Here is a 14,403-nt window from a genome sequence, read left to right on the forward strand (position 1 = left end):
ACGCCAGAGCGCTCATTCTGAATACTTACCCTAAGGTTCTTATGAGCCATAAATGAAGAAATGCTGAAGCACGTGAAGGTTCTGTAAACCCTGTAGAATTCCTGTTACCGTTTTTTCTTCAGTTGTTCTTCATGCACTGTTGATATAGTTACCAATGTGAAAATTCTACTAATTGAAGACGACCTGGATCTCGGCAATGGCGTGCGTATCGCCCTTGCAGATCAAGGATTTGATGTCATATGGGTACGCCGCAAAGAGGATGCGCTGCATCAGCTTGGGATCTGCGTGCCGGAACTTATTTTGCTCGACCTGGGGCTGCCCGATGGCGATGGCATGAGCCTGATGACGCGCCTGCGTCAACAGCTTAAGGGCGTTCCCGTCATCATCCTGACGGCGCGAGGCACGCTACAGGACCGCCTGTGCGGGCTGGATGCAGGTGCAGACGATTATCTGGTCAAACCTTTTGTTCTCGCCGAACTGCTGGCGCGCGTGAGAGCCCTTGCGCGGCGCAGTTACGGTTTTGAAAATGAGGCAATAGAAATTCGCGGTTTGTCGCTTCATATTCCGACGCGTCGCGTAACGGTGAGCGCACGCCACGTTGAGCTGACGGCAAGCGAATATGCGCTGCTTGAAACGTTAATGCTGCGCGCCGATCGCGTGCTTACGCGACGGTATCTGGAAGAAAGGATATTTGGCACGAAAGAAAACCTCAGCAACGCGCTTGACGTGCATATGGGTAACCTGCGGCGAAAAATTGGCGATGGCTTTGTGCGAACGGTAAGAGGCGTTGGGTATGTCATCGATACCGTACCCGTTCAGAAGGCGGCAGGTTGATGCGTAATTTTTGGCACCACCTCCGGCTTCCCACGCTGGTCAGGCGAATGCTGGTCGCCCAGATGCTGCTGCTTACGTTGCTCTGGTGTCTCTTTTTAACCTTCATTTTGCTGGAAGACCTGCGTAGCCCTCCCATACTGACGGGCAGTGAGACTTACGAAACCCTGTTTTCCCTGGTAGAGAGCATGGACGATCGCCCGCAGGCGCGTGATGCCGTGCTGGCAGCATTCAGTAAGGCGCTGCGAGAGGGGTATGGGGGCGGCGAAGATCCGGAGCTGTCCATCAACCTCATTGTTCGCAAGAATAACGAGATTATTTTTTCTTCGGATGGTGCGCCAACGGGGGTAAAAAATAGCCGTCTGGGGGTCATGCAGCATGTCCAGAGTGAGGACCATACATGGACGAGCCGTACCCTCAAATCCGCGCACTCCGACGTGGAAGTCACCCTTTTTACCCCTGCCGGTAGCTGGAATTTCTTTATCTATCTGAACTCGCGCGGCTACTACGTCATGCCGCTGATGATATGCATCCCTTTTCTTCTGTTCCCCGCGTGGCTGTCCATCCGCATCGCGATGCGCCCCTGGAACAAGGTGGTGAATGAAATTTCATTGCGCACGCCGGACGATCTCTCGCCTTTAAAAGCCGTCCCCAGACACAGGGAGCTTCGCCAGACGGTCGACGCGATTAATGACTTTCTGGCCAGGGTGCGGGAAAGCGCCGAAAGGGAAAGAATGTTTATTGCCGATGCCGCACACGAACTGCGTACGCCTCTGGCCGCGATGCGGATCAACGTCGAGGCGTTGCAGTCCTGGGTCATCAGCGAAAGCCAGCAGGAGCTGCTTGCGGGCATTGTTCGCAGCAATAGCCGTGCTGCGCGTCTCGTCAATCAGCTTCTGCTGATGATGCACAGCGAAGCGCACATCAGCACGGTGATGTCGCCTGTGCCACTGACGACGCTTATTCAGGAGCGAATGGCTGCCCTGGAACCGCTGGCGTCCGGGCGCAGAATTGAGTTTGAATTCATCGCCGATGATGAAATCCATATCACAGACATTCGGGAACGTCTGGTATCGCTGATCGACAATTTAATTGAGAATGCCGTGAAGTACAGCCCTGAGGGTGGACGCATTGAGGTACAACTGCAATCGCGTGACAAGTCCGCTCAGCTGCGCGTCTCAGACGCGGGTCCCGGCATTCCGGTTGAATTGCGGGAGCGCGTGTTCGACAGATTTTTCCGCGATCCTAATCAGACCCAAAGCGGGAGTGGACTGGGGCTTGCTATCGTTAAAGCCGTTACGCAGCAACACAACGGCAGGGTCAATCTGAGTACGTCAGCCGAAGGCGGTCTTATGGTGACCGTTGATTTCCCGAATCCGGCGTTCGCATGAACGTAAACGCGGCGCTACACGTCCTGACATGTGTCAGCGCAGCGTTACTTTACGTATGCCGCAGATTGCTTCAATAAAATTACCGTATTTGTTATATTGTTACTTACTGATTATTCACCTCTGCGGTGCCAAAAAGAACAAGATTCACCGCAACCCAGGACAGAAAAATGTTAGATTACCGCTTCCCGACAGCTTTGCAGATGGTTCTCAGCGTAGCGATGGCGGAGCAATCGGGTGAACGTTCGACGAGTGCAATCCTGGCTTACGGCCTGGAAGCGAATCCGAGCTTTATCCGCAAATTAATGGTTCCTCTCGCCCGCGACGGCATTATCGTCTCCACGCTTGGCCGCAACGGCTCTATTCACCTTGGCCGCCCGGCGGAAGAGATTACCCTGCGTGATATCTACCTCTCCGTCACTGAAGATAAAAAGCTGTGGGCGTCCCGTCCTGACGTCCCGGCCCGCTGCGTGGTCAGCGCCAACGCCTGCTGGTACTTCAAATCAATCGCTGATGAAGCGGAGCAGGCTTCGTTAGCGGTTTTAGCGCGCCATACCGTCGCCAGCGCGCTGGAAGAGGTGAAAAAAGCCGATACCAGCGGGTGCGATCCGGTGCCGGAACTCTGCACACAGCATAAAAAAGCGCCCTAATCCTGACAGACTGCGAAAAAAAAGCCGCCTTCATTGTGAAGGCGGCTTTTTGCTATCTGCTACGTCCTACGCAGGCAACACCTCTCTTTCCGCTTTACCGCGCGTCACGAACTTACGCAGCGTCACGTAAAAGACCGGCGTCAGGAACAGACCAAACAGCGTCACACCCAGCATCCCGGCGAACACGGTGATCCCGGTGACGCCGCGCACTTCTGCCCCTGCCCCGTGACCAAGGATCAGTGGAATGGTCCCGGCAATAAAGGCGATAGAGGTCATTACAATCGGGCGTAGACGCAGGCGGCACGCTTCCAGCGCGGCCTCCATAATGCCTTTGCCCTGAATTTCCAGCTCGCGGGCAAACTCCACGATAAGAATCGCGTTTTTACAGGCCAGCCCCATCAGTACCACCAGCCCTACCTGCACGAAGACGTTGTTATCGCCCCCGGTCAGCCAGACGCCGAACAGCGCGGAGAGCATCGTCATCGGCACGATGAGGATCACCGCCAGGGGCAGCGTCCAGCTTTCATACAGCGCCGCCAGCACCAGGAACGCCAGCAGCACCGCGACCGGGAAGACGATCAGCGCCGTGTTGCCCTGGGTGGCCTGCTGGAAGCTCAGGTCCGTCCATTCAATATTCATCCCGTTCGGCAGGATCTGCTTAGACATACCGTCCAGCTGCGTCATCGCCTGCGCGGAAGAGAGCACGCGCGGGTCGGCATCGCCAATCAGATCCGCCGCCGGGTAGCCGTTGTAGCGGATCACCGGGTCCGGACCGTAGGTGGTCGTGATTTTCACCATACTGCCAATCGGCACCATTTCACCCTGGCTATTACGGGTGCGTAAATTCGCGATATCTTCCACGCTGTCGCGGAACTGCCCGTCGGCCTGTGCCATTACGCGCCAGGTGCGACCGAACTGGTTGAAGTCATTCACATAAGACGAGCCCAGATAGGTTTGCAGCGTCCCGAAGAGATCGGTGAGCGACACGCCCTGCGCTTTCGCCTTATCACGGTCAACCTGTACATCCAGCTGCGGAACGTTTGCCTGGTAGGTTGAGATAGGGAAATGCATCCCCGGCGTCTGCATAATCGCCCCGGACATGGTGTTCACCGCGTTTTGCAGCGCGCCATAGCCCAGACCAGCACGATCCTGAATGTACAGCGAATAGCCCGATCCCTGGCCCAGACCTAAAATCGGCGGCGGCAGAATCGAGAAGCCAAAGCCCTGCTGGATTTGCGCGATTTTCACGTTGATCTCCGCGTTTATTTCCGCCGCAGTATGTTTACGCTGGTCGAAAGGCTTCAGGCCAAAGAAGACCGTCCCGGTGTTCGGCGTATTGGTGAACTGGAGCGCATTCAGGCCAGGAAACGCGACCGCATAATCCACGCCTTCGGTATTCATCCCGATTTCGCTCATTTTGCGGATCACCGCATCGGTGCGCGCCAGCGACGAGCCTTCCGGCATTTTCACGCCGCCGATCAGGTACAGCTTATCCTGCGTCGGAATAAACCCGCCGGGAACGGCTTTAAACATCACGCCCGCAGCGCAAAGCAGCAGCAAATAAACCACGAACACTGCCCCGCGTCGGCCGAGCGTTTTGCCCACCAGCCCCTGATAGCCAGTCGAGCTGCGGTGGAAAAAGCGGTTAAACGGACGGAAAATCCAGCCGAACAGACGATCGATAAGCCGGGTCGGGAAATCTTTCGGGGCGCCATGCGGCTTCAACAGCAGCGCGGCCAGCGCTGGCGAGAGCGTCAGCGAGTTGATCGCGGAAATCACCGTGGAAATGGCTATCGTTACCGCAAACTGCTTGTAGAACTGACCGGTCACGCCGGAGAGGAACGCCATCGGAACGAATACCGCACACAGCACCAGCGCAATGGCAATAATCGGTCCGGACACTTCACGCATCGCCTGATGCGCTGCCGCAAGTGGGGCGAGCCCCTCTTCGATATTTCGTTCGACGTTTTCCACCACCACGATGGCATCGTCCACCACGATACCAATCGCCAGCACCAGCCCGAACAGGCTCAGGGTATTCAGCGAAAAGCCCAGCAGGTAGAGAATACTGAACGTGCCCACTACCGATACCGGCACCGCAATCAGCGGGATTATCGACGCGCGCCAGGTTTGCAGGAACAGGATCACCACCAGCACGACCAGCACCACCGCTTCCAGCAGCGTTTGCACCACAGCGCGGATCGAGTCGCGTACAAACACCGTCGGGTCGTAAGGCGCCGCCCATTTCATATCGTCCGGGAATCGTGTGGACAGTTCGTCCATTTTGGCGCGTACCGCGTTAGACAGATCGATGGCGTTTGCCCCCGGCGACTGGAAGATACCAATCCCGACCGCGTCTTTATTGTTCAACTGGGAGCGCAGCGCGTAGCTGCCGGACCCCATCTCGACACGCGCCACGTCGCGCAGTCGGACGACCGTACCATCCTGCGTGGTTTTCAGGACAATGTTGCCGAACTCGTCTTCGGTATGCAGGCGGCCCTGGGCGTTAATGGAGATCAGGAAATCGCTCTCTTTCGGCAGCGGCTCGGCGCCAAGCTGCCCGGCGGACACCTGCACGTTCTGCTCCTGCATCGCCGTGACCACGTCCGAAGCGGTCAGCCCGCGGGCCGCGACCTTGTTCGGGTCCAGCCAGACGCGCATCGCGTATTCACCCGAGCCGAAAATCTGAATCTGCCCCACACCGGGCAGACGCGCCAGCTCGTCCTTCACCTTCAGCGTGGCGTAGTTACGCATATACAGTGAATCGTACTTACCGCCAGGCGAAAACAGATGCACCACCAGCGTCAGCGTTGGCGACTGTTTCTGAGTCGTGATGCCCAGACGCCGCACGTCTTCCGGCAGACGCGCTTCGGCCTGCGCGACGCGGTTTTGCACCTGAACCTGCGCCTGATCCGGGTCGGTGCCCGGACGGAAGGTGACGGTAGTCACCAGCACGCCGTCGGAGCCCGCGACGGATTTCATGTACATCATGTTCTCAACGCCGTTGATCGCCTCTTCCAGCGGCGTTGCCACGGTCTCGGCAATCACTTTCGGGTTGGCGCCCGGGTACTCGGCGCGCACCTGCACGCTTGGCGGCACGACGTCAGGGTATTCGCTCACCGGCAGCAGCGGGATGGCGATTAATCCTGTGATAAAAATCAGAATCGACAGTACGGCGGCAAAAATCGGCCTGTCGATGAAAAAACGGGAAAAGTCCATGGATTGGATTCTCAGGTAAGGGATCAGTTGAGGGCGGCGCTGGCGGTCATGGCAACGGTTTTCGCGTTAACCGGCATACCCGGCATAAACACTTTTTGTAAACCATCGACGATGACTTTATCCCCGGGATTCAGCCCCTGCTGTACGATACGTAAACCGTCGGCCAGACGCCCGGGCGTAATGTCGCGGCGCTGCGCTTTCCCGTCTTTATCCACGATATAGACATATTTACGATCCTGATCGGTCAGCACCGCCTTATCGTCAACAAGCGTGGCTTTAAATTCCGCACTGCCCGGCAGACGCACGCGGGCAAAGAGTCCAGGCGTGAACTGACGCTGTGAGTTATCCAGCAGCGCGCGCATGCGGATCGTTCCGGTACCCGGCGTGAGCTGGTTATCCAGGAAATCCACTTTGCCCTGATGGGGATAGCCCTCCTCGCCCGTCAGGCCAATCTCCACCGGCAGCGCCGCATGATCGCCGGACACCCGCTGCCCGCTGCGGGCCAGGTTCTGATAGTGAAGGTAGGTTGACTCGTCCACGTCGAAGTAGACATAAACCGTTTTCTGCGAGACCAGGGTGGTGAGCACGCTGGCGCTGTCGCCCGCCGTCACCAGGTTACCGCTGGTGATCAGCGCCCGGCTGGCGCGACCGTCGATAGGCGCGGTCACTTTGGTGAAGTCGAGGTTAAGTTGCGCAGCGTCTACCGCCGCCTGCGCGGCGCGAATATCGGCCTGCGCCTGGGTAGCGGCGGAACGGCGCTGCTCCCACTCTTCGCGGGACACCACGTTGGTATTGACTAATTTATCGGTACGGTTAGCCTCGCTTCGCGCCAGACTGGCCTGCGTTTTGGCTCTCGCCAGGTTCGCCTGCGCCTGTTCCAGCGCGGCGCGATAGGTTCGGTCATCAATCGTGAACAGCACCTCGCCCTTTTTCACCTCCTGGCCGTCGGTGTAATTCACTTTCTCAATGTAGCCGGAGACGCGCGGACGCAGCTGAACGCTTTCCACCGCTTCAATGCGACCGTTAAAGCTGTCCCACTGGCTAATGGATTTCACCACCACGTCAGCAGCGCTGACAACGGGCGCTTGCGGCGCGGCATTTTGCGCGACGCTGTCATCGCACCCGACGAGAAGCGCGGAGAGTAAAACCACCCCCATCGCGCTCAGATGAAAGTTACCCCAGGTTTTTTGCAGGCTCATTATTTTTATTCCGGTTATTGTAGCCGCCGGGCAAGACGCAGCGGGAGGCGCCGCGCCACTTCCTTTGTCCGGTAGCTGGCTGAAGGCCATTTGTGTCGTTCATCGCCACAAAACTGTAACAGTTTCGAATACACTATCGCGGCGATTGTAGGAAGGCGCTTAATTAAGTGCAAGAATAATTGTTGCACTTTATGTGCTATTTGCGGCGAAGATAAATCACGCGTTTTGAGAAGGGATTTAAATGCAACAATAAAACTTGCAATTAATGTAAAAACGGGTCACCTTTAAGTGCAACAAACAAAGATGCTTTTTAATGCGTGGCGTAGGGGGAAGCAAAATGAACACGGGTGCATTCATTCACGATTTACTCGACTGGATCGACAACAACCTCGATAGCCGTCTGGACATTGAAACCGTCTCCAGGCGAGCCGGCTATTCGAAATGGCACCTCCAGCGGCTTTTCAAAGAACATACCGGCTCCCCTCTCGCCGAATATATTCGCGCGCAAAAGCTGCAAAAATCGGTTGAGCGCCTGGCCCACAGCGATGAACCGATTCTGAACGTGGCGATCGCGCTGGGCTTTGACTCTCAGCAGTCCTTCAACCGCAGCTTTAAGCGTCAGTATGGTCAGGCACCCGGCGCATGGCGACGCAGTATCGGCTGCCGTGAATCGCGGCAGATGAGCCAGTAGTTCACCGCCGGGCCGGATATCGGCCAAAAAGAAAAACCCTCTGTAAACAGAGGGTTTTATCAGTCTTACCTGCTTATAACTTCGCAGGAAAGGTTATGGGCTTACTCCCACTCGATCGTCGCCGGTGGCTTGCCGCTGATGTCATACACCACGCGGGAAATGCCGTTCACTTCGTTGATGATGCGGTTAGACACGCGGCCTAAGAAGTCATACGGCAGGTGCGCCCAGTGCGCGGTCATGAAGTCGATGGTTTCCACCGCACGCAGGGAAACAACCCAGTCGTACTTACGGCCATCGCCCATCACGCCGACCGAGCGAACCGGCAGGAATACGGTGAACGCCTGGCTCACTTTGTTGTACAGGTCAGCTTTGTGCAGTTCTTCGATGAAGATAGCGTCCGCGCGACGCAGCAGGTCGCAGTACTCTTTCTTCACTTCGCCCAGCACGCGCACGCCCAGACCCGGACCCGGGAACGGGTGACGGTAGAGCATGTCGTACGGCAGACCCAGTTCCAGACCGATCTTACGCACTTCGTCTTTGAACAGCTCGCGCAGCGGTTCAACCAGGCCCATCTTCATCTCTTTCGGCAGGCCGCCCACGTTGTGGTGAGATTTGATGACGTGCGCTTTACCGGTGGCGGAGGCCGCAGACTCGATCACGTCAGGGTAGATGGTGCCCTGCGCCAGCCATTTCACATCTTCCAGCTTCAGTGCTTCTTCGTCGAACACTTCCACGAACACGCGACCGATGATTTTACGTTTCGCTTCCGGATCGTTCTCGCCTTTCAGCGCGTCCAGGAAGCGCTGCTCGCCTTCCACGTGAACGATGTTCAGACCGAAGTGGTCACCGAACATGTCCATTACCTGCTGGGCTTCGTTCAGACGCAGCAGACCATTGTCCACGAAGACGCAGGTCAGGTTTTTGCCGATGGCGCGGTGCAGCAGCATCGCGGTCACGGAGGAGTCCACGCCGCCGGAGAGGCCGAGGATCACTTTGTCATCACCAACCTGCTGGCGGATACGCTCCACGGCATCGTCGATGATTTTTGCCGGGGTCCACAGGGCTTCACACTGGCAGATGTCACGCACGAAGCGCTCCAGCATGCGCATACCCTGACGGGTGTGGGTCACTTCCGGGTGGAACTGCACGCCGTAGAAACGTTTTTCTTCGTTCGCCATGATGGCGAACGGGCAGCTTTCAGTGCTGGCAACGGTCACGAAGTCAGACGGGATAGCGGTGACTTTGTCGCCGTGGCTCATCCACACGTCCAGCAGCGGTTTGCCGTCTGCGGTCAGGGAGTCTTCGATACCGCGCACCAGCGCGCTGTCGGTGACGACTTCAACCTGTGCGTAGCCGAACTCACGCTCGTTAGAGCCTTCTACGTGGCCGCCCAGCTGCATCGCCATGGTCTGCATGCCGTAGCAAACGCCGAACACCGGTACGCCCGCTTCGAACACGTACTGCGGCGCACGCGGGCTGTTCTCTTCGGTGGTGCTTTCCGGGCCGCCGGACAGGATGATGCCGCTTGGATTGAACTCGCGAATCTGTGCTTCCGTGACATCCCACGCCCACAGCTCACAGTAAACGCCCAGCTCACGCACGCGGCGCGCCACCAGCTGAGTGTACTGAGAACCAAAGTCCAGGATGAGAATGCGATGTTTATGAATGTTTTCCGTCATTGACGCTAATTCCGAGGCAAGTGAAACAAAACAAAGCGCCCGGCATTGAGCCGGGCGCGGAAATTTATCAGGAGCCCAGACGGTAGTTCGGGGACTCTTTGGTGATCGTCACGTCGTGAACGTGGCTCTCCTGGATACCCGCACCGCTGATGCGTACGAATTCCGCTTTGGTACGCAGCAGGTCAATGGTACCACAGCCGGTCAGACCCATACAGGAGCGCAGGCCGCCCATCTGCTGGTGAATGATCTCTTTCAGGCGGCCTTTATACGCCACGCGGCCTTCAATACCTTCCGGCACCAGTTTGTCAGCAGCGTTATCGGTCTGGAAGTAACGGTCAGAGGAACCTTTAGACATCGCGCCCAGGGAGCCCATACCGCGGTAGGATTTATAAGAACGCCCCTGGTAGAGTTCGATTTCACCCGGGGATTCTTCGGTACCGGCCAGCATGGAGCCCACCATCACGGCTGCGGCACCTGCGGCGATCGCTTTGGCGATGTCGCCAGAGAAACGAATACCGCCGTCCGCGATTACCGGAATACCGGTACCTTCCAGCGCTTCAACCGCGTCAGAAACCGCGGTGATCTGCGGCACGCCTACGCCGGTGACGATACGGGTGGTACAGATAGAGCCAGGACCGATACCCACTTTCACCGCGCTGCAACCCGCTTCCGCCAGCGCGCGAGCGCCTGCGCCGGTTGCTACGTTACCGCCGATGATCTGGAGATCCGGGTATTTAGCACGGGTTTCACGAATACGTTGCAGAACGCCTTCGGAGTGGCCGTGGGAGGAGTCAATCAGCAGCACGTCAACGCCCGCAGCAACCAGCGCGTCAACGCGCTCTTCGTTACCCGCACCTGCGCCAACCGCAGCGCCGACGCGCAGACGGCCATGCTCGTCTTTACAGGCGTTCGGTTTACGTTCTGCTTTCTGGAAATCTTTAACGGTGATCATGCCGCGCAGGTGGAAGTTCGCGTCCACAACCAGCGCTTTCTCAACGCGTTTTTCGTGCATTTTCGCCAGCACCACGTCGCGGGTTTCGCCTTCACGCACGGTCACCAGACGCTCTTTTGGCGTCATGTAGACGCTGACAGGCTGGTTCAGGTCAGTCACGAAACGCACGTCACGACCGGTAATGATACCCACCAGTTCGTTGTCTTCAGTGACTACCGGATAGCCTGCAAAGCCGTTACGCTCGGTCAGGGCTTTCACTTCGTGCAGCGTGGTGGTTGGCAGAACGGTCTGAGGATCGGACACGATACCGGATTCATGCTTCTTCACGCGGCGAACTTCTTCCGCCTGACGCTCGATAGACATGTTTTTGTGGATAAAGCCAATGCCGCCTTCCTGTGCCAGGGCGATAGCCAGACGCGCTTCAGTCACGGTGTCCATTGCTGCGGAGAGCATAGGAATGTTCAGACGAATGGTTTTCGTCAACTGCGTGCTGAGGTCGGCAGTATTCGGCAGAACGGTGGAGTGAGCGGGAACGAGGAGGACGTCGTCAAACGTCAGTGCTTCTTTAGCGATACGTAGCATGGGCAATATCTCTGACCTGGGTGGTTAAATATTGCCGTGGCATTATACAGAGCGTAACCGATTGCATCCACACTTTTTTGAAAAAAATGCTTGCGCTCACCTCTCAGCAGGTTACTATCGACTGAATAACTTGCTGATTTAGAATTTGATCCCGCTCACATGTTATCCTCTCAATCCCCCTCAATTTATACTGTCAGCCGCCTTAATCAGACGGTACGTTTGCTGCTTGAGCAGGAAATGGGACAGGTCTGGATCAGCGGTGAAATCTCTAACTTCACGCAGCCTGCTTCCGGTCACTGGTACTTTACGCTGAAAGACGACACCGCTCAGGTGCGCTGCGCGATGTTCCGCAACAGCAACCGTCGCGTGACGTTCCGTCCTCAGCATGGCCAGCAGGTTCTGGTTCGCGCCAACATTACCCTGTATGAGCCGCGCGGCGATTATCAGATTATCGTCGAGAGCATGCAGCCCGCGGGCGAAGGCTTGCTGCAACAGAAGTACGAGCAGCTCAAAGCCATGCTTTCGGCTGAGGGATTGTTCGACCAGCAGTTTAAAAAGCCCCTGCCCTCACCCGCTCACTGCGTTGGGGTCATTACCTCGAAAACCGGTGCGGCCCTGCACGATATTTTGCACGTTCTGAAGCGCCGTGATCCTTCCCTGCCCGTCATTATTTACCCAACTGCCGTTCAGGGTGACGATGCGCCGGGGCAGATCGTGCGCGCGATTGAACTGGCAAATGCCCGTCAGGAGTGTGATGTATTAATCGTTGGGCGCGGCGGCGGCTCGCTGGAAGACCTTTGGAGCTTTAACGACGAGCGCGTGGCGCGGGCAATCTTTGCCAGCCTTATCCCGGTGGTAAGTGCCGTCGGTCACGAAACGGATGTAACGATTGCGGATTTTGTCGCGGATTTACGCGCGCCCACGCCGTCCGCGGCGGCAGAGGTAGTCAGCCGTAACCAGCTGGAGCTGCTGCGTCAGATCCAGAACGGGCAGCAGCGCCTGGAGATGGCGATGGACTACTTCCTCGCCAACCGTACCCGCCGCTTTACCCAGCTTCACCATCGTCTGCAACAGCAGCATCCGCAATTGCGTCTGGCGCGTCAGCAAACCGTGCTGGAACGTCTGCGTCAGCGGATGAACTTCGCGCTGGATAACCAGCTTAAGCGGGCGGTAGCTCGCCAGCAGCGCGTCACGCAGCGTCTGAACCAGCAAAACCCGCAGCCGAAGATTTATCGCGCACAAACGCGTATCCAGCAGCTTGAGTTCCGCCTCGCGGAAAATATCCGCTCACGCCTGAGCACCACGCGCGAGCGTTTCGGCAATGCGGTCACCCATCTGGAAGCCGTCAGCCCGCTCTCCACGCTGGCTCGCGGCTATAGTGTGACCACCGCGACGGACGGCAAAGTGCTGAAACAAACGAAACAGGTTAAAGCCGGGGATGTGCTCACCACCCGGCTTTCTGACGGCTGGGTCGAGAGTGAGGTGAAAGAGATCAAACCGGTGAAAAAAACGCGCCAGCGTAAAAGCGGATAAATCTTCGCCGGTTACAAACTATACTGCTGCTATTGCCTTTTTTAATAAGGAGAGCAGCATGCCCCATCTTCATAGCGTCATCCCTCCGTATATTCTTCGTCGAATTATCGAAAGCGGTTCTGAGCCGCAGCAGCGCTGCGCCCGTCAGACCTTAACCCACGTCCAGACGCTGATGGCCCATATGCCGGGTAAACCCGCCGCGCCGCATGTGAATAAAGCCGGTCAGCTTGAGCGTGACATCTACGATGCGAAACAGACCCAGGAGCTGCCGGGTAGCCAGGTGCGCTATGAAGGCCAGCCCTCCAACGGCGATGTGGCGGTGGATGAAGCGTACGATTATCTGGGTATCACCCATGATTTCTTCTGGAAAGAATATCAGCGCGATTCGCTCGATAACAAAGGGCTGATCCTCACCGGCACCGTGCATTATGGTCGGGAATATCAGAACGCCTTCTGGAACGGCCAGCAGATGGTCTTTGGCGACGGTGACGGAGAAATCTTCAACCGCTTCACCATTGCCATCGACGTGGTGGCGCATGAGCTGAGCCACGGCGTGACCGAGACCGAAGCCGGACTGATCTATTTTGAACAGTCGGGCGCGCTGAACGAGTCGCTGTCAGACGTGTTTGGCTCGCTGGTGAAGCAATACCATCTTAAGCAAACCGCCGATAAAGCAGACTGGCTGATTGGCGAGGGTCTGCTGGCGGAGGGTATCAACGGGAAAGGGCTACGTTCCATGTCTGAACCCGGTACCGCCTACGACGATCCGCTGCTCGGCAAAGACCCGCAGCCCGCGCACATGAAAGACTTCATCAAAACGCGCGAGGATAACGGCGGCGTGCATCTTAACTCCGGCATCCCCAACCGCGCGTTTTACCTGGCCGCAACGGCGATCGGTGGCTACGCCTGGGAAAAAGCGGGTTATGCCTGGTACGACACGGTTTGCGATCGCAACCTGGCGCAGGATGCGGATTTTGATGCCTTTGCAAAACTGACGATCGCGCACGGCGAGAAACGCTCCGGTAGCGACGTTGGGGCGGCCATTAAACAAGCCTGGGAACAGGTGGGAGTACTGTAAATGCAGGTTCCGGAACTGACGGATGACGCCGTGGTTGAGCTGGCCCGGGAAGGCGGCGTCGCCTTTATCCCTAAGCTGAGCGGCCAGCGCACCATTGCGCTCTCCTCGCTTAATGAGGCCCAGCGCCAGCGCCTGGTGAGCATTCTTGAGCAGGCTTTCCCGCGCGGCCAGCCGCCCGGGCAAGCCTCTTCCCCCGGCAGCGGTGACCAGCGCTATTTCCGCATCCAGATTATCTGGACCGGCCAAAATCAGGCGCACTACGCCGATATCATCGTGCTGGTACCCGAGCAGGAAGCACCCGAGTCGCTGGTGGAACTGTGGCAGAAAGGTGAAGGCTGCGTGTGCGATTAACCTTCAGCCCGAACAAACTCCACGCGTTTTTTAGAGATAAGACCGTGGCCGTTCTGGCAAAAATAGTCCACCGCACCGCAGGCTTTTAGTACCTGGAGTGGCTGATGACACTCCGGGCAGCGGGCTTCGAGCGCGATATCTTTATTACAATTTTCGCAGTGCGCTACCCCGTTCAGGGGCTCCAGCGGTGTCTGGCAATCCGGGCAGGTAATCGTCATGGTGACTCCTTCAAAGCGTTCAGGTCTGCGAT

Annotated in this window: 12 protein-coding genes; 7 read left to right on the plus strand and 5 right to left on the minus strand. The window is 57.3% G+C overall.

Translation table 11 applies throughout. The features are described from left to right. Nucleotides 1–156 precede the first annotated feature (156 nt). The 3 genes from SK50_RS18460 to SK50_RS18470 all read left to right on the plus strand — a co-directional run bounded on the left by SK50_RS18460 (nucleotide 157) and on the right by SK50_RS18470 (nucleotide 2,869). A complete protein-coding gene (locus tag SK50_RS18460) occupies nucleotides 157–834 on the plus strand; it encodes a response regulator (protein ID WP_017383516.1) in 678 nt (225 codons plus the stop codon). Continuing rightward, nucleotides 834–2,222, plus strand: coding sequence for a sensor histidine kinase (locus tag SK50_RS18465; RefSeq protein ID WP_048229806.1), 1,389 nt, complete (start codon nucleotides 834–836; stop codon nucleotides 2,220–2,222). The genes SK50_RS18460 and SK50_RS18465 overlap by 1 nt, the downstream gene beginning before the upstream one ends. Before the next feature lie 167 nt (nucleotides 2,223–2,389). Further along, entirely contained in the window at nucleotides 2,390–2,869 is a 480-nt protein-coding gene (locus tag SK50_RS18470) for an RrF2 family transcriptional regulator (RefSeq protein WP_003860591.1), read from the plus strand. Between the two features lie 66 nt (nucleotides 2,870–2,935). Here SK50_RS18470 and oqxB read toward each other — a convergent pair whose 3' ends face one another. Then, nucleotides 2,936–6,088: a multidrug efflux RND transporter permease subunit OqxB gene (gene oqxB, locus SK50_RS18475; RefSeq protein WP_045344305.1), complete on the minus strand. Its 3,153-nt coding sequence runs from the start codon at nucleotides 6,086–6,088 to the stop codon at nucleotides 2,936–2,938. A gap of 23 nt (nucleotides 6,089–6,111) precedes the next feature. Beyond that, nucleotides 6,112–7,287 (minus strand): efflux RND transporter periplasmic adaptor subunit, encoded by a 1,176-nt coding sequence (locus SK50_RS18480; RefSeq protein WP_023295135.1) that lies wholly within the window; start codon nucleotides 7,285–7,287, stop codon nucleotides 6,112–6,114. A 337-nt stretch (nucleotides 7,288–7,624) separates the two neighbouring features. Here SK50_RS18480 and SK50_RS18485 point away from each other — a divergent pair, with 337 nt between their 5' ends. Further along, entirely contained in the window at nucleotides 7,625–7,978 is a 354-nt protein-coding gene (locus SK50_RS18485) for a helix-turn-helix domain-containing protein (RefSeq protein ID WP_015572178.1), read from the plus strand. A gap of 101 nt (nucleotides 7,979–8,079) precedes the next feature. Here the strand turns inward: SK50_RS18485 and guaA are convergent, their stop codons facing one another. After that, entirely contained in the window at nucleotides 8,080–9,657 is a 1,578-nt protein-coding gene (gene guaA, locus SK50_RS18490) for a glutamine-hydrolyzing GMP synthase (protein ID WP_006811514.1), read from the minus strand. 67 nt (nucleotides 9,658–9,724) lie between these two features. After that, on the minus strand, nucleotides 9,725–11,191 hold the full coding sequence (gene guaB / locus SK50_RS18495) for an IMP dehydrogenase (protein ID WP_003860601.1): 1,467 nt from the start codon (nucleotides 11,189–11,191) through the stop codon (nucleotides 9,725–9,727). Nucleotides 11,192–11,350: 159 nt separating this feature from the next. On the opposite strand from guaB, the gene xseA reads away from it, so the two are divergent. The 3 genes from xseA to SK50_RS18510 are packed head-to-tail and all read left to right on the plus strand — an operon-like array spanning nucleotide 11,351 to nucleotide 14,153. Continuing rightward, nucleotides 11,351–12,724: an exodeoxyribonuclease VII large subunit gene (xseA, locus tag SK50_RS18500; protein ID WP_017383521.1), complete on the plus strand. Its 1,374-nt coding sequence runs from the start codon at nucleotides 11,351–11,353 to the stop codon at nucleotides 12,722–12,724. A 58-nt stretch (nucleotides 12,725–12,782) separates the two neighbouring features. Continuing rightward, nucleotides 12,783–13,802 carry a M4 family metallopeptidase gene (locus tag SK50_RS18505; RefSeq protein WP_017692931.1) on the plus strand — a complete coding sequence of 340 codons (1,020 nt, stop codon included), beginning with the start codon at nucleotides 12,783–12,785 and terminating at the stop codon, nucleotides 13,800–13,802. Further along, nucleotides 13,803–14,153, plus strand: coding sequence for a protealysin inhibitor emfourin (locus SK50_RS18510; protein WP_006811517.1), 351 nt, complete (start codon nucleotides 13,803–13,805; stop codon nucleotides 14,151–14,153). On the opposite strand, the gene SK50_RS18515 is transcribed toward SK50_RS18510, so the two are convergent. Continuing rightward, nucleotides 14,150–14,371 carry a zinc ribbon domain-containing protein gene (locus SK50_RS18515; RefSeq protein WP_017692930.1) on the minus strand — a complete coding sequence of 74 codons (222 nt, stop codon included), beginning with the start codon at nucleotides 14,369–14,371 and terminating at the stop codon, nucleotides 14,150–14,152. The two genes, SK50_RS18510 and SK50_RS18515, sit on opposite strands and share 4 nt — an antisense overlap. Between the last annotated feature and the right edge of the window lie 32 nt (nucleotides 14,372–14,403).

The sequence above is a fragment of the Enterobacter sp. BWH64 genome, assembly GCF_001037645.1.
GTDB lineage: Bacteria > Pseudomonadota > Gammaproteobacteria > Enterobacterales > Enterobacteriaceae > Enterobacter > Enterobacter hormaechei_C.